This window comes from Paenibacillus sinopodophylli, from assembly GCF_005930355.1.
Taxonomy (GTDB): domain Bacteria; phylum Bacillota; class Bacilli; order Paenibacillales; family Paenibacillaceae; genus Pristimantibacillus; species Pristimantibacillus sinopodophylli.
This window is the reverse complement of the sequence record NZ_VDBO01000012.1, coordinates 101378-118100: the sequence shown is the minus strand read 5'-3', so window position 1 is coordinate 118100 and position 16723 is coordinate 101378. Positions and strand designations below refer to the sequence as shown.

At 49.5% G+C, this 16723-nt stretch carries 16 protein-coding genes; 15 read left to right on the top strand and 1 reads right to left on the bottom strand.

Going from position 1 to position 16723, the window contains the following annotated elements:
• Positions 1-37 precede the first annotated feature (37 nt).
• The 11 genes from FGT79_RS25465 (at position 38) to FGT79_RS25415 (ending at position 11932) form a co-directional block, all read left to right on the top strand.
• Positions 38-1579, top strand: coding sequence for an SAM-dependent methyltransferase (locus tag FGT79_RS25465; RefSeq protein ID WP_138755656.1), 1542 nt, complete (start codon positions 38-40; stop codon positions 1577-1579).
• A gap of 535 nt (positions 1580-2114) precedes the next feature.
• The gene (locus FGT79_RS25460; protein ID WP_138755655.1) at positions 2115-2891 is read left to right on the top strand and encodes an ABC transporter ATP-binding protein; all 777 of its coding nucleotides are present in this window, start codon (positions 2115-2117) and stop codon (positions 2889-2891) included.
• Positions 2892-2894: 3 nt separating this feature from the next.
• Positions 2895-3803: an ABC transporter permease gene (locus FGT79_RS25455; protein ID WP_138755654.1), complete on the top strand. Its 909-nt coding sequence runs from the start codon at positions 2895-2897 to the stop codon at positions 3801-3803.
• Positions 3804-3871: 68 nt separating this feature from the next.
• The gene (locus FGT79_RS25450; protein WP_138755653.1) at positions 3872-4990 is read left to right on the top strand and encodes an ABC transporter substrate-binding protein; all 1119 of its coding nucleotides are present in this window, start codon (positions 3872-3874) and stop codon (positions 4988-4990) included.
• A 43-nt stretch (positions 4991-5033) separates the two neighbouring features.
• Entirely contained in the window at positions 5034-6104 is a 1071-nt protein-coding gene (locus tag FGT79_RS25445; RefSeq protein WP_138755652.1) for an LLM class flavin-dependent oxidoreductase, read from the top strand.
• A gap of 24 nt (positions 6105-6128) precedes the next feature.
• Positions 6129-6743: a cysteine hydrolase family protein gene (locus FGT79_RS25440; protein WP_212758626.1), complete on the top strand. Its 615-nt coding sequence runs from the start codon at positions 6129-6131 to the stop codon at positions 6741-6743.
• Positions 6744-6778: 35 nt separating this feature from the next.
• A complete protein-coding gene (locus FGT79_RS25435; RefSeq protein WP_138755650.1) occupies positions 6779-8095 on the top strand; it encodes a zinc-binding metallopeptidase family protein in 1317 nt (438 codons plus the stop codon).
• Between the two features lie 93 nt (positions 8096-8188).
• Entirely contained in the window at positions 8189-8677 is a 489-nt protein-coding gene (locus tag FGT79_RS25430) for a flavin reductase family protein (RefSeq protein WP_171056447.1), read from the top strand.
• Between the two features lie 5 nt (positions 8678-8682).
• Entirely contained in the window at positions 8683-9195 is a 513-nt protein-coding gene (locus FGT79_RS25425) for an NADPH-dependent FMN reductase (RefSeq protein ID WP_171056446.1), read from the top strand.
• Positions 9196-9274: 79 nt separating this feature from the next.
• Complete coding sequence (locus FGT79_RS25420; protein ID WP_171056445.1) at positions 9275-10348, top strand: TetR/AcrR family transcriptional regulator; 1074 nt, start codon at positions 9275-9277, stop codon at positions 10346-10348.
• 36 nt (positions 10349-10384) lie between these two features.
• Positions 10385-11932, top strand: a complete 1548-nt coding sequence (locus FGT79_RS25415) for a DHA2 family efflux MFS transporter permease subunit (RefSeq protein ID WP_138755646.1) — start codon at positions 10385-10387, stop codon at positions 11930-11932.
• A gap of 70 nt (positions 11933-12002) precedes the next feature.
• On the opposite strand, the gene FGT79_RS25410 is transcribed toward FGT79_RS25415, so the two are convergent.
• Positions 12003-12866, bottom strand: a complete 864-nt coding sequence (locus FGT79_RS25410) for an AraC family transcriptional regulator (RefSeq protein WP_138755645.1) — start codon at positions 12864-12866, stop codon at positions 12003-12005.
• 206 nt (positions 12867-13072) lie between these two features.
• On the opposite strand from FGT79_RS25410, the gene FGT79_RS25405 reads away from it, so the two are divergent.
• From FGT79_RS25405 to FGT79_RS25390, 4 genes are read left to right on the top strand one after another with little or no spacing between them, the layout of a single operon-like run.
• A complete protein-coding gene (locus FGT79_RS25405) occupies positions 13073-13852 on the top strand; it encodes an SDR family NAD(P)-dependent oxidoreductase (protein WP_246096618.1) in 780 nt (259 codons plus the stop codon).
• Positions 13853-13876: 24 nt separating this feature from the next.
• Complete coding sequence (locus FGT79_RS25400; protein ID WP_138755643.1) at positions 13877-14974, top strand: mandelate racemase/muconate lactonizing enzyme family protein; 1098 nt, start codon at positions 13877-13879, stop codon at positions 14972-14974.
• A gap of 20 nt (positions 14975-14994) precedes the next feature.
• On the top strand, positions 14995-15768 hold the full coding sequence (locus tag FGT79_RS25395) for an SDR family NAD(P)-dependent oxidoreductase (RefSeq protein WP_138755642.1): 774 nt from the start codon (positions 14995-14997) through the stop codon (positions 15766-15768).
• A 31-nt stretch (positions 15769-15799) separates the two neighbouring features.
• Positions 15800-16714, top strand: coding sequence for a fumarylacetoacetate hydrolase family protein (locus FGT79_RS25390; protein WP_138755641.1), 915 nt, complete (start codon positions 15800-15802; stop codon positions 16712-16714).
• Positions 16715-16723 lie beyond the last annotated feature (9 nt).

The window sequence follows — 16723 nt, the reverse complement described above, 5'->3', positions numbered from 1 at the left end:
TAAGTTAGAAAAAATAGAGAAAAGTAGGTCAGATGGAATGAATAATAGCGATCAGCAAAACTATCGTTTCAGCGAGGCACCGTTCTGGGAGCTGCAGCGCTCCTATTTCGAGGAGCAAGGCGCCGAAGCATGGCAGCGCGAGGAAGTGCCGCAATATATTACGAGCAATCCGGTTATTGCAGCTGCCTATGCGGAGATGATATTCGGATTTCTACAAGATAGAGCGAGTCAGGGCTGTGCGTCGGAGACGGTTACGATCGTTGAGCTAGGAGCAGGCTCGGGCCAGCTGGCATTCCATGTGCTGAAGGAGCTTGCATCGCTTGTAGCGTTCGCGGGGCTTCCGCTTCCGCCGTTTCGCTATGTGATGACTGATTTGCCCGCCAAAAATATAGCCTTCTGGCGACAGCACCGCAGCTTAATACCGTTCGTCCAGCAAGGTATTTTGGATTTTGCACAATTTGATGCAGCTAAGGATACCACCCTGCACTTGACGGAGTCAGGCGAGATGATCCGTGCAGGACAGCTGGAGCAGCCGCTGCTGCTAGTTGCCAACTACTTTTTTGACAGTATCCCACAAGAGTTGATCTATGTGGATGAAGGCCAGATCTACGAGTGCCATGTCTCCCTTCACATGGAGGAAGGAGAGGAGCAATCAGACTCCGCTGGCATGCTCAGAAGTATGGTTCCTGAATACCATTATTGCAGAGCTGCTGAATATGAGCAGGACAGCTACCCATACCGCGAAGTCATCGCACTTTACCGGGAGAAGCTTGAAGATTCGCATATTCTGTTTCCTGTAATGGGGCTTTCATGCTTAGAGAGGCTGGGTCACTTATCGCAAGCGGGGTTTATTCTTCTAACGGCAGACAAAGGTGATCATCGAATCGAGAATTGGGCATTCGCAGAACCGCCTAAGCTGATTCATCATGGAAGCTTTTCCTTAACGGCCAATTATCATGCGATCCAGCATATGTTCGAGCAGAAAGGGGCCATTGCCTCTTTCACGGAGCATCATTATAAAAATTTGAATGTGGGTTGTATACTGATGGTGAATCAGCCTGCCCGTTTCATTCAAACGCGCCTTGCTTATCGTCGTTACGTGGAACGGTTCGGACCAGATGATTTTTTCAGCTTAAAGCTATGGTTTGATGAGCATTTGGAGACGCTTGAGCTTTCTCAGATTTTGGCTTTCTGGCGGATTGGCCGCTATGATCCACAACTGTTTCTACAAAGTGCGGCTCGTATAGATTCGTTGCTGGAAGACTGTGGAGAGGAAGAGGCGGAGGATTTAGCGCATGGTATGCTTGCGATGTGGCAAGGGTATTATCGGCTGGATGACCGGCATGATTTGGCGCTTATGTGCGCGGTGCAGCTCTATCAGTTGGAGCTGTACGAGGCTGCATTGGACTTTTATGAAAAGTCGCTTGCTAGTTACGAAGGAACAGCCGATGTGTTCTATGGCATGGCCATTTGCTGCTATGAAATGGAACGCGAAGCGGAAGCGCTGCATTACGCGGAACGTGCTTTGAAGCTGGAACCCGAGCATGAGGGAGCGTCTGCGCTACTTGAGCAAGCATAATAGATGAGGAAGGCGAATCAGCATTTATTGCTGATCCGCCTTTTTTTCGTGACAAATGACTCCACATCATTCTCTAAGCTGGTTACACAAGGAACGGACTGTGGCTGATCTGAGGGTAGCATGATGGTTTTGGCGGTACAAATGGAAAGAATCAAGGAGCTGAGGCGTAAACCTAACTGCTCATTGGTTTTTTTGTGTAATGTTAATGTTAGATTTAACTTGAATTAATAACTTATTTAAATTGAAAATCGTCAAATTTTAAATGAAAAAGTCAAATAAATGAGTAATATCGCAAATACATAACATTAACATTACATATTAATAAGAGAATTACGAATGAAAAGCACTTCATTTAATCATTTTCGTTAAATAATTGTCTTTTATGTAAAGTTAGTTGACATACATTTTGAGAGCGTGCTAGTATACGAGAAAGGAATTAATTAAACAGTTAATAAAATTTAATCAACTGTTCAATTAAATGATGATGACATGCTGTAACAGCTATTATACCAATGATAAGAGTGGTGATTCTGATATGCCTTATCTAAAAGTAGAACATGTATTTAAACGATTCGAGCGTCGCGGCCAATGGACGGATGCGCTGCATGATGTGAATTTGGAGCTGGAGCAAGGCACGTTCGTCAGCCTTATTGGCCCGAGCGGCTGCGGTAAGTCTACACTTCTTCGCATTATAGGTGGATTATCTGATGCAGATGAAGGTCAGGTGCTCGTCGGCGGTCAAACCCCGATGCAAGCCCAGTCAGATAAGCAATTCGGATTCGTACCACAGGCACCTGCATTGTTTCCTTGGCGAACGGTGCTGGAGAACATGAACTTGCCCTTCGAAGTCAACAAGAAAGCTGGGGCTGTTCATGTGAAGGATCGGGAAGATCCGGTTGAGCTTCTGAAGTCGGTGGGGCTTGGGGATTTCGTCAACGCATATGCGAAGGAGTTGTCGGGCGGCATGCAGCAGCGAGTGGGTATTGCCCGTGCATTCGGGTCGGGAGCACCAATTCTTCTTATGGACGAGCCATTCTCGGCACTTGATGAAATCACACGCGAGATGCTGAGCTATCAACTGCTGGACATTTGGGAGGCGCATAAGAAGACCGTAGTCTTCGTCACTCATAGCCTGCGCGAAGCGGTACTGTTGTCGGACAAGGTGGTTGTGATGTCGGCAAGGCCAGGGAAGATTTCGCAAGTTATTGATATTGATTTGCCCCGCCCTCGCAGTGCTGCTGTGGAGGATACGGAAGAGTTTCATCATTATGTAAGTCTGATTCGCGGCCAACTGCGTGAAAGGTGGGAATAAGCCATGCTAAGACAAACGATTATGAAAAGCGAAGCAGCAATGGAAAGAGGAGGCGGCGCAATGACGGCCCCAGCAAAGAGTGGCGCTTTATCGCAGGCAGGAGGCAAGCATAAAGCGAAGCCATCGGCTTTTATCCGTTTTAGAAAATGGTTTGCAGCGTCCGCCTTCATGCCGCCGCTGCTCGCATTCCTCTGCTTGTTCGGTATATGGGAGCTGGTAGTGTGGATGTTCGGCATTAAGGCGATTACGCTGCCGACACCATCCTCTGTCATCAAAGAACTGGTGACGTCCTTCAGCTTCTATTTGCCGCATGCTTGGGTCACGCTGTACGAAGCTGTTATTGGATTCCTGCTTGGTACGCTGATTGCATTCATCGGAGGCATACTCATGGCTCATTCGAAGCTGCTGGAGCGGACATTGCTTCCTATCGCGGTTCTGGCTAATGTAACGCCTGTTGTAGCAATCGCTCCGTTATTTATTATCTGGTTTGGATTCGGAGCACTGCCCAAAATTCTCATCTCCGCGATCATTACTTTTTTCCCTATGCTTGTGAACTCGATAATGGGATTCCGCTCCATCGACGAAAACAACTACGAATATATGCGATCTCTCCATGCAAGCAAATTCGAAATATTTTTGCGGCTTAGGCTGCCGAACAGCTTACCCTATTTGTTCTCGGCAGCAAGAACCTGCGTCAGCCTTAGCGTAATTGGAGCTGTTGTAGGCGAGTGGAGTGGCTCCACGCAGGGGCTTGGCAATATTGTGATGATGGCGAGCAATTACATGCAGATGCAGCGGATGTTCGCAGCTATTCTCATGCTGGCCATTATGGGTATTGCGCTCGTCAGCCTTGTTCGATTTATTGAACGTAGAGTACTTTCTTGGCATGTATCCGAGCAAAAGCAGGGCTGACAACGGCAAGCTTGCAATTCTTTCATTGTTTTTTCAAAAAAACAGATAGATGAGTGGAGGGCTTTGGGATGGAGAGAAAAAATACGAAGACGAAGTGGATCTCGACGTTGTTGCTTGCATGTGTGATGGTGGTGGCAGGATGTTCTTCGAACAACGCAGCGCCGTCTACTGGCACTAATGCTACTACGGAGCCGACAGTAGAGGCTGAACAAGGTGCCATAGATTGGGCTGCACGCAAAGTAGAAAACGAAAAAGCAGGCAAAATCACTTACATTACAGGGTATTATTATGCAGCCTCCCCTCCTGATATCCAAGCGGTTATGGCCGATGAGCTCGGCTACTTCAAGGAGCTTGGGCTGGATGTAGAGATCCAGCCGGGTCTTGACTCCGAAGGGATGAAGTTTCTTGCAGCCGGGCAAGCCCAGCTTGCCAGCGCAGGGACGCCAAGCCTAGTCATTCAGTCGGTTGCCAATGGGGCGCCAATTAAAGGTGTTGCGACCTTTGGGGCTTCGGGAACAAGTGCGATCATGGTGATGGACGATTCCGAGATTAAAGCGCCTAAGGATTTGGAAGGAAAGACAATTGGTTATCATGGTGCACTTCCAGCGAACTATGTGGCGATGTTCCAGAAAAATGGCGTGGATGCCATGAAGGTGAAGGGCGTATCTGTAGGCTATGATCCGACTGTACTGAGCAGCGGCAAGGTCGATGCGTTGACGGTTTACAAATCCAATGAACCGTATATCATGGGGCAAATGGGCCTCAAGGTTCGACTCATTGATCCAGGTGAGTTCGGAGCAGAAACCTCCTTCGGTGTTATTGCAGCCAATAATGATTTTGCCGCTAAGCACCCAACTGCGGTTGAAGACTTCCTTCGTGCGGTATCGAAAGCTCATGATTATGCAGTTGCCAATCCGGACGAGGCGCTTAAGGTGCTGGAGAAGCGCTCTGAGTCGACTTACGATATTAAAGCAGAGACAAATCGCTGGTCTGTAGAGAGCGGAATTATAGAGTCATCGCGTCACGAAGGGCATGGCGTTGCATGGCAGACGAGCGAGCAATGGCAAAGAGAAATCAGCATGCTGTTCGATTCTAAGGTGATTTCCAACACGCTCGATGTCAATGATGTTATGGACAATGCATTCATTCATTCTATTTACGATGGCGAGACACTCATTTGGCCTTAAGATGCAATCCCCTACAACTATATGAAATTGGAGTGATTCTATAATGACGAATGCAATTGATTATAACACAGTGGACTTTGGTGTGTTTCTTCCTATTACGAACGGCGGATGGATTCTATCGGAAACTTCTCCACGCCTTGACGGCAGCTATGCGCTCAATCGGAGTGCAGCAATGATTGCCGAGGAGAATGGGCTTGATTTCATCATGTCGATGGCCAAATGGAGAGGATATGGCGGCACTACCAATCACTGGGGTGTATCGCTTGAATCCATGACGATGATGGCAGGACTGGCAGAAGCGACCTCTCGAGTGAAAATATATGCGACTGTCCACACCTTGCTGTTCAATCCTGCAGTAGCTGCCAAAATGTTCGCTACGCTTGATCAAATTAGCAATGGACGCGTTGGTATGAATGTCGTATCGGGATCATTCGCGGGAGAGTTCTCGCAGATGGGCGTGTGGCCGGAGCATCTGGATCATGACCAGCGCTATGATCTGGCGAAAGAGTGGATTCAGACAGTAAAGCGCTTATGGAGTGAGGAGTCGGTGACGACGGACGGGCAGTATTTTCAATTGAAAGATTGTATATCTGATCCTAAGCCAGTGCAGTCTCCGCGCCCTGAGATTATATGTGCAGGCCAGTCGGAGAAGGGGATGGGCTTCACTATCGATGAAGGTGATGCTTGCTTCATCGGCGGCCGCGATCTGGAAGAGCTGGCTGCGGTCAGCCGTCGTGCCAAAGAAATGGCCACTGAGCGAAACAAGACGATTAAAACGTATGCAATGTTCACTATAGTACCGGGTGAGACGGATGAACTTGCTGAGGAGCGGATCAAGACCTATCAAGAGGGTGCTGACGTTGGTGCTATTAAAGGCATGCTGAGAAGCTATGGTCTAGAACCGGATGGCCGCGAGAATTCGATGGTTGCAAGAGCGAAGAGCGCCTTTATGACGGAGACGATATCGGGAAGCCTCGAAACAATCGTAGCACGTATTCGCCATATTATCGAAGTAACGGGTATTGACGGCATGATGCTCACCTTCCCAGACTATATCGAAGATTTGCAATTCTTTGGAGAGCGTGTGCTCCCTGCTCTTCGCGGTACAAAATAACGAAGAATGAGCGAGGTGAGTCAGATGGGTGCAGAGGTGCCAGCGAATCGGACAGCGCTGCTAATCGTTGATGTACAGCGGGATTTTTGTGCCGCAGATGGGAAAATGGCTGAGTTCGGCATGGATTTGTCTCAAATAGATGATGCAGTTGACCGGATTGACCGGTTAGCTGCTGCAGCAAGGAAATGCGGTGTGCCGGTCATATTTATTCGACTAATGACTGGGCCAGACACCGATTCTCGCGCAATGCTGGCGTGGTACGCGAGGCAAGGCTATGACGCGGAAAGTGCGGCTGTCTGTCGAAGAGGCACAAGCGGTGCCGAGAATTACCGCCTCACGCCGGAGACAGGCGACTTGTTCGTAGACAAGCAGCGTTATAGCGCCTTTATTGGTACGAACTTGGAGCTTATGCTTAACAACTACGATATTAATTCGTTAATCGTTACGGGGGTTACGACGGAATGCTGCGTCGATTCAACGGTACGAGACGGATTTATGCGCGATTACGAAACCTTTGTCGTTGCAGATGCATGTGCCGCATATGAGCAGGAGCTGCATGATGCCTCGCTCAAAGTAATGGCGATTAATTTCGCTTCAATCGTTACGACGGAGGACGTTCTGGCAAGCTGGGACATGTGAATACGACGTAGCCTATAACGAAAGGAGCAAGCGATATGAACGATTGGCTGCATAGCCAAGCTGGCTCCGAGCCAGCTTTTCTGGAAGTGGTGAAAGCCATTCGGCAAGCGGTGGATCGGGATGAATTAATTGCGCTCATCCTAGAGCTGGGCAGCATCCCGAGCCCCGCAGGCTATGAGAAGGCTTCTGGTGATTATGTTTATGAATGGATGAAACGTGAAGGATTAGCTCCGAAACGTACAGGTATGGTGGAGGACAGATTCAATGTGATCGGCCGCATTGGCGGAGATCAACCAGGCAAAGGAAAGAACCTGCTGTTCACAAGCCATCTGGATACAGAATCACCGCAATATAATTGGCGGGACAGCTGGAAGTATCGCCCGGGCTCGGTGGAGCGTCCAGAATGGCTGGAGGCGCGTCTGGAAGGAGGAGTTTTCTCCGGCAGGCCTATCGAAAACGACCGAGGGCCAATGGCGTGTACGCTAATGGCGGCAAAGGCGCTGAAGAAAGCTGGTTTAACCCTAGCGGGCACGCTCTACGTAACGGCTTGCCCAGGAGAGATTGGTCCAGAGCAGGTAGAGGAATTTCAGGGCTCTGTCTATTTAGGCAAGGAGCTGGGTGCCCAATATATGCTTACGCATGGCGGGGTTGCGCCGGACTATGCCATCGCTGCAGAGGGTACAGACTTTGGCATTTCATGGGTTTCCTGCGGCCATGCGAACTTCCGAATCGACCTGTATGGCGAGGATGTATTCACACCGCTGCTTGAGCATACGCCGGCATTGAAGGATCATCCGAGTCCGCTTGTCATGGTAGCGCCTTTAATTGGAGCTATCCAGAAGTGGGCGGCTGAATATGAGCAGGCTAACATTTACCATTCGTTAGGCGGAACAGCCGTGCCCAAGGTTCAGATTGCTGCTATAAGGGGTGGTGATCCGCATATTATGGGCAGCGGAAGCGAGGTTTGCTCCATTTATCTCGAGGTGAATTTAACACCGAAGCAATCGATCGCCAATGTACAGCGTCAGTTGGAGAGCGTAATGGCAAATGAAGGCTTCGAGGGTCATATCGAACCGATCGTGTATCGCCAAGGATTTGAGGCTGATGGGGAGCGGGTGAAGGGTCTTCATGAGGCTATAAGCTCTGCGAGCGCAGGCTCAGGCAAAGGAGAGACAGGAATCGGTCATTATATTTATTCCAGCATGTGGCGTGACCATAATGTGTTCAATATGTACAACATTCCTGCGGTAACGTACGGACCGACTCGTTTCCGACCGACGGTAGACGATATGGTTGATGCGGTTGTGGTGTATGCTGCTGCAGCTTGGCTCATCTGCAACCAAGTGGATTAACAACGGTACAGCAAGCCGGTGGTTGGACCTGGAAGGGAAGCTAGTGCGAGCGAACAATAGTTGATGGCATAAAATATGAAGGAGGTTCAAACAATGGACGCTATGGAGTGGAGAGGTACGATGGGGAAATTCGCAACGGGTGTTACTGTGATCACGACAATCGATGAGCAAGGAAGTCCGGTAGGCATGACGGCGAATGCGTTCACCTCCTTGTCGCTTGACCCGCCAATGGTACTAATCTGTGTAGATAACAAGAGCGACACGCTGGCTAAGCTGCTCGCGTCGAATAAGTATTGCGTGAATATATTAGCGGATAATCAGGAAGAAGTTTCGCGGAAGTTCGCCCGTAAAGGTGGCCCAGAGAAATTTGAGGATGCAGCCTATCGTTTGGGAGAATCGGGTGTACCCGTTCTTGAAGGCTGCCTGGTCAGTGTGGAATGCCAAGTAAAGGAAGCGGTACAAGGCGGCGACCATGTTGTGCTGCTAGGTGAAGGGCTGCATATTCATCAAACAGAGTCCGAAACACAGCCGCTTCTTTTTTATAGAGGAAAGTACGAGAAATTGAATATAATAGGAGCATAGCTATCGTGCAAATAACAGCGATTGTAGGAAATCCTAAGGAACTTTCTCGCACGTTTACGATTGCGAGAGAGATTACGAGTCAACTGGCTGTTTTCATAGAGGAGCAAGGAAAGCAGTTAACAGATCAGCTTGTTATTGATCTGGCGCCTTATGCCGGCTCGATTATACAGTGGGGGCATCCAGAGGTCCAGAAGCTGCTGGAGCTGGTTGCTGGCTCCGATATTGTCATCATTGCAACGCCTACTTATAAAGCTACTTATACGGGACTGCTTAAATTATTTATCGATATGGTTCCGCCGAATGCATGGGCAGGCAAGTTCGCTATTCCTGTCATGGTGGGGGGGTCTCCTCATCATAGCATGGCGGTTGAAACCTATTTGCGGCCGCTGCTTACGGAGACAGGTGCAATCGTTCCTGTAAGAGGACTGTATATGATGGAGTCGCAGATGGAGGAGCTTCCTGCTGTGGTCTCCAATTGGATAGAAGAGTCGCGATTCGGGTTATCCTGCATGCTCTAGGCGTAGGGGCGGGATCCTGTTCGCGGCCTTATAAAGGATGAGCAAGCGGGAAACCGTTAATACGAATGGAGGAGAGCAATTGTCGCAAGGAATTGGAACGGAAGAAGTAAAGACTACTGTGCAGGAGCGCATTCTGCATGCGGCAGAGGAACTCTTCGCAAGGAATAGTTTTGCAGGCACGCGGATTAGCGAGATTGCATTGAAAGCTGAAGTGAATCAAGCGCTGATCCATTATTATTTTGACTCGAAGGAGAAGCTCTATCAAGAGGTGCTAGTGCGCCTATTCCAGCAATGGGAGTCATATGTTCAAGCGTTTACATGGGTGGAGGAAGATCCCGCCCTCATGATTAGAGAATATATAAAGACGCATTTCGAGATCAAATGCCGCATGCCAAATTTGTACAAAATGTTTCATTGGGAGGCGCTGGAGGGCGGTGAGCTCTTCAATAAATATGCTTCATCTACTTGGGTGCAGGATTTTCTAGAGAAAGCCGATCTGTTCAAAAGATGGAAGCAAGCGGGCGTTATTCATTCAAACGTAAACGAAACCATTGTTCTTTTCTCCATGTGGGGCATGATGAATCAGTTTTACTACAGAAGCTTTGATAATCTGAAAGCAATTGTAGGCAGTGATGGGAACCTCGAGGCACTTCAAGCCGAGGTGGCCGAGCAAATGATCGAATTGACGCTTAACGGGATTTTGGCAAAGGATGACTCTTCTTTCCTGAAGGAGCCTGGCGTACGGAAGGTCGCAACGGTGTTTCTGGAGCAGGGAGATGAGCATGAGGAGCAGTTGAAGCTGATCGATGCTTTGACGGAGCTGCAAGGGCTGGAAGTAAAAAGGGTGTATGACGAAGAGGAAGCGCTTGCTATGGACGAAGATGCTGAATTGCTGGTTGTATGCGCATCCACGCAATATGGGGAGATGTCGGAGCCGCTGTATCGTCTGCTGGACAAGCTTGAGAAATCGCCTTCCAAGATTGCTGACCGTTTTATCGCGATATGGACCGTGAGGAGCAGTCCGGCAGCGGAGACGCTGCAGCGGACGCTGGAAGATGCATTTAACCGGGTGGGAGCGTTCTCGATCGCACGCGTAAGCGGTCAATCTCCCCGTGATTATATTAAACGTTGTGCCAAACTGACTAGAATGTAAGTGAAGCAGCAGCGCAGCAGAATAGGTGATGGTACGATGACAAACGCATCGGGAGGCCTGTCGAGGCCACATTTGAATTGGATGATGGCCGCGCTATTGGTCTGCATATTTTTGACACAGCTTGATCAGACGATTGTATCTACTGCTTTGCCGACGATCGTCGCGAAGCTGGACGGATTCGAGCAGATGTCGTGGGTATTCACCGTGTATATGCTCGCTTCAACCGTAATGATGCCGATAGCGGGCAAGCTGTCCGATATTTACGGGCGAAAAACGTTTTTTATACTAGGACTAGCGTTGTTTATGATCGGCTCAGCGTTATGCGGCATGGCGGGAAGCATGATGCAGCTCGTATTGTTTCGCGGCATCCAAGGCATTGGAGCGGGCTTTCTGCTGCCGGTTACATTCACGCTCGTATTCAGCATCATGCCGAGGGAGAGAGCGGGCATTTATCATACGTTGTACATGAGTGTGTTCGCGCTGTCATCGGTAGTAGGTCCAGCGCTTGGGGCTCTGATTACAGAGCATTTGAATTGGCGCTGGAACTTCTATATTAATCTTCCGTTTGGTGTCCTTATATTTGTAATCATGAACCGGCTTCTGAAGAAGACAGACACGAGCGGCAAAGCAAAGCCCTCGGTCGATTATTTGGGAGCGACGCTGCTGGCTATTGCTACTCTTTCTATTTTGTTAGGCATGGAATTAGGCGGGAAAGAGTATGCTTGGTCCTCTTGGCGAATTGTTGGATTGCTGGCAGTAGGAGCGGCGTCTGCAGCTGTATTCCTAGTCGTGCAGACACGGGCGAAGGAGCCGATTCTGCCCTTCGAGCTATTTCGGAGCAAAGTCATTTCAGGAACGCTGATGGCAACGTTCATACAAGGCATTATGATGTACGGCGCGCTTGTTTACATTCCGCTGTTCGTGCAAGGCAGCCTTGGCGGTGACGTTGGAGACTCTGGCAGTGCATTAACGCCATTAATGTTCAGTGTCGTTATCGGCGCTTCATTCAGCAGTGCACTCATTAAGAGATGGAGCTGGCGCTTTAACATTGCTGTTTCGATGGTGTTCACAGGAGCGGGCTTGTTAATGGTTGTGTATATGCCTCTTGATGCGAGTCCATGGCTTCTGCGCTTTATAATGGCGCTCATTGGTATGGGAATTGGCATCATGATGATGGTTGGTCAGATGGCTGTCAGCATGAGTGCGGAGGAAAAAATCAAAGGCGTAGCAACCTCTACGGTTGGCTTCTCCCGGGCGATTGGCGGTGTATTCGGCACAGCGGTGCTGGCTTCGATTATTAATGGTCGTCTTAGCTCGACGCTTCGCGAACAGGCAGATGAGCTAAATTTGTCAACGGAGGGCTTGGCTCAATTAGCGAATCCGCAAGCCGTACTGCAGGCTGATTCCGGATTGCCGGCTGAGACGACGGCGGTGCTGCAGGATGCGCTCGGGCAATCCGTACAGTTTGGATTCTGGTTCCTCGTTGCCGCTGCGGTGCTCGGCTTATTCGCTGCCATGTGGACGGGACCGGAGAAGCAGGGGACGAAGGTGCAGTCTGAAGCTGTCACGCCTACTATGCTATAGCGTATATATGAACCCTCGATGCTCAAGCGCATCGGGGGCTCTTTTTACGTTGTCCATATAGGGTGGCTGCTTAGACACTGGAATGCGGCTGCAAGCGATAATGCTTGGGGCTCACGCCATAGAAGGCGCTGAAATGCCGCGTAAAAGGATGAATGGATGGATAGCCGAGTCTTTCGGCTATAGCCGTTACGCTCATATCACTTTCCAGCAATAGATGGGTGGCTCGTCTCATGAGCAGCTTGTGGTGATATGCTTTGGGCGTGAGCCCGGTTTCTCGGAGAAACAAAGCATGGAAGTAGGTTCGCTTCAGTCCGCAGAAGGTCCACCAGGCCTCGACCGATTCCCGTTGTTCGGGATGATCGTTCAAATGGGCGAGCAGGCGGACGATGCGGTAATCAGTTGGCTGATGCGTATGAATGGTATTATACCAGTTCAATATCCACGCATACAGCAGGCTGTTCATCATCTCTGTTCGGTAAAACGCAGCGTTATGGTATAGCTTAGCAAGTGTAACTAAGGATTCATAAAGCTCTGGATAAGGCTGCAGAGAGAAGACGCAAGGCAGACTATCTAGCTCTTCGCATGGATAGGATGCTGCTGTTTCATGCAGTACGAACGGCTCTGGAGCATAGATGAAGGTTCGATTGACGGATACTGGAATCGTTCGATCCCAGATATCGAAATAAAGGTTATGCGATGACAAGGGGCGATCAGATGAAATATGAAAAGCATGCTGCTCCTCTGGTCTTAGAAAAATAAGCGTACGGTTCTCAATCGCATAGCGCTTCCCGTTCACTTCCATTTCTCCTGGTCCATCGTTAAATAAATGAAAAGCATAGACGTTGCAAACACGAAGCTTCTCATTCGAGCTGCCGTCGTATAGATAGTACATGGAATCCCCGACATGAGGAGTTATTTCGTTTAACTTTTTCATCCTCTGCTTCGCCTCACTTTACTCCACTTCCATTCTAGCGGATGATTTGTCAAATTAATGGATCGCTGATCAAATACGATAGGCTAAGTAAATGATACAATAACTGCAATATTAAGCATAGCATTACTCATTACAATGCGGATAAATGAACAACAATTACTGAACAAGATTCCATGGCGTGCAGGGTGGGAAAAGGGGGAATATCCTTGCGATTTACAAACAAAGTGGTGCTCGTGACAGGTGGAGCCTCTGGGATCGGCAAGGTCAGTGCCTATTTGTTTGCAGCAGAAGGTGCGCATGTTGTGATTGCAGATTGGAACCAAGCCGAGGGACAGCGTGCGGCCGATGAGCTGAACGAGCAATACGGGGATATGAAAGGGCTTCCAAGAGCGATTGCTATACAAACGGATGTCTCTCATGAGCAGGCTGTTCAAGCGCTAATCGCCCAAACACTACAAGTCTATGGCAAGCTCGATATCCTGTTCAACAACGCTGCAGTTATTTGCCCTAAGCCGCTAGAGGAGATTGACGCACAATCGTTTGATCAGCTGTATGCAGTTAATGTAAAGGGTGTCTATCTCATGATTAAACATGCGATCCCGCATTTGCGAGCGGTGCAGGGCAGCGTTGTTAATATGGCTTCGCTGAATGGACTTATAGGCCAGAAGCATAATCCGATATACGCGGCCACCAAAGGCGCGCTCATTGCGTTGACCAAATCACTTGCGCTGGATTACGCGCAAAGCGGAGTAAGGGTCAACTGCGTATGCCCTGCAGGTGTCATGACTCCGCTGCTGGATGAATGGACTAAGCAGCAGCCGAACCCGGCTGAAGCTGTCCAATCCCTCCATGCGATGCATCCGCTTGGCCGGCCCGCCAGTTCCGAGGAAGTGGCACAGGCTGTACTATTTCTGGCCTCTAATCAGGCTGCATTCATGACCGGCGTTGCCCTGCCTGTAGATGGCGGCGCATCGCTAGGCTATTAATACGAAACCAAGGGAGAGCCTACAATGAAAATTACAAAAGTAGAAACGTTTGTCCTGCATGTACCGATTGATCCGCCTATCACCGATGCGATTAACGTTGCAACGCATTGGGGGCTGTCCGGCGTTCGGATTTACACGGACGAGGGATATGTCGGCTATGGCTATACCGGGACATGCGCACATGGCGACGATATGATCGTGGATACCATCGATCGTTATTATGCCCCCGAGCTGATCGGCAAGGACCCTTTTATGGTAAAAGAAATTTGGGACACGCTGCGCTATGGCAAGATGCACTGGATCGGCCGCGCGGGCATTACACATATGGCGCTGGCTGCAGTAGATATTGCGCTCTGGGACATTATGGCGAAGGCGTCGAACAAGCCATTGTGGCAGTATCTTGGCGGTCATAAATCGAAGGGAATCAAAGCATACAACACGAACGGCGGATGGCTGAACTGGTCGAAGGAGCGCTTGCTGAAGGACGTAACAGATATTGTAGAGCAAGGATTTACAGGGGTCAAAATCAAGGTCGGCAAGTCCAATCCACACGAGGATTATGACCGGGTTAAGGCGGTACGCCAAGCGATTGGTGACCAGACGATATTCATGATAGACGTGAACCAGCAATGGAATATCAATACAGCGATGACATGGGGGAAAAAGCTCGAAGAGTTCGACTTGTTCTGGCTGGAGGAGCCTCTGAACCCCGATGACATTCTTGGTCACAAGAAGCTGGCTGATGCGCTGAACGTTCCGATTGCGCTTGGCGAGCATGTGTATTCCAAATATGCGTTCCGCGATTACATTCATCAAGGTGCCATTGAATACTGTCAGGTGGATGTTACTCGTGTAGCAGGCATTACGGAATGGCTTCAGGTAGCCGGGCTTGCTGCTTCTTATGATATTCCGATTTGTCCGCATGTCGGTGATATGGGACAGATCCATCAACACCTAGTAGCTGCAACACAAGGGGCTGTTATGCTGGAATACATTCCTTGGATTCGTTCCATATTCGTTGAGCCAGCCACTGTTGTTAATGGACACTACGTGCTGCCACAGCTGCCGGGTGCCTCGACTGAAATCATCCCCCGTTATTTCGACGAATACCGCATTAGATAGCGCAGGAGAGGGGAATAGCGATGAGACTGCAAGGGAAGATTGCGCTCCTGACAGGGGCAGGATCAGGCATTGGAAGAAAGACGGCAGAGCTGTTTGCCAAAGAAGGCGCGACCGTCATCGTGAATGACATTGATGAAGCTAAAGGGAAGGAAACAGCTCAAAGTATTCAAGCGAGCGGTGGAAATGCGCTGTTCCTTCATGCTGATGTTACGGATGCTGCTTCGGTGAGATTGATGGTCGAAAGCGCCATACAAGCTTATGGCCGAATTGACATTTTATTCAATAACGCGGGCATTAGCGGGGTAGGAGCGATCCATGAGATCGAGCCGGAGGCTTGGGATCGCGTCGTGCGTGTGAATCTGCGCGGTGTATTCCTGCCATCGCGTTATGTGCTCCCTTATATGATGGAGCGCAAGTCAGGCAATATCATCAACATGTCCTCCTGCATTGCGGAGATAGGCTTGGCACGGCGTGCCTCTTATTCGGCTACGAAAGGTGCTGTCCTATCGCTTACCAAATCGATGCAGGTCGATTATGCCAAATACAATATTCGTGTTAACGCAATTTTGCCTGGGACAATCCTGACACCGTTCGTTGAGCAATATTTGCAAAGCGCATACGAGGATCCCGAAGCTGCTATTGCAGCAATTAGGACACGTCAGCTCAGCGGGAATCTAGGACGGCCTGAGGATGTCGCGAATGGGGTACTGTTTCTTGCCTCCGATGAATCTTCCTTCATGATGGGTTCTCCTCTATATATTGACGGAGGTGTCGTATTCGGCAAGGATGCTTGACTAACGAGAAGCGAGAGGATGAGGAAACAAGATGAAGCTGGTAACGATAGAGCACGAAGGACAATTTAGGCTGGGCATTAAACGCGAAGGCGGCATTCTTGATTTACAAGCAGCGCTTGGGCGGCATCCAAGCAAGGACGTACCAACCGATGTCATGTCCGTTATAGAAGGCGGTGTGGAGGCGGTTGCTGCGCTCGAAGCCTATGCCGAGCAAATAGGGAAGTCTGTTGAGCAGACGGAAGGCTTGCTGCTTCGTGAAGAGGACATTCGCTTCGGGCCTTGCGTCACAAAGCCGAACAAAATCATATGCGTAGGTTTAAATTACAGGCAGCATGCGGTAGAGACGAATGCGCCGATTCCACAGTATCCGATTCTGTTCAACAAATTCAACAATACGCTGACGGGTCATGGGCAGGATATTGCTTTGCCCGAACGAGTCACCTCACAGGTGGATTATGAGGCGGAGCTTGTTATTGTTATCGGCAAAACCGCTAAATACGTAAGCAAGGAAGAGGCGCTGCAATATGTATTCGGCTATTGCAACGTGAATGATTTGTCAGCACGTGATCTTCAGATGCGCACTCAGCAGTGGCTGCTAGGCAAAAGCTGTGATGATTTCAGTCCGCTGGGTCCTTATTTGGTAACAGCAGATGAGATCCCGAACCCGAATGATCTTGAAATGAAATGCATGGTGAACGGAGAGGTCCGTCAGCATTCGAATACATCCGATATGATTTTCCCATGCAATGAGGTCGTTAGCTACATCTCGCAGCATATGACATTGTCGCCAGGCGACATTATTCTGACGGGTACACCTGAGGGTGTCGTTCTCGGGCTGCCAGAGGAGCAGCGGGTTTACTTGAAGCATGGCGACGTGGTCACAATTGAAATAGAGTGTCTAGGAAGCTTGACTAACCGCCTCGTTAGTGAACAGCATTTCAATTAAATAGCTAGG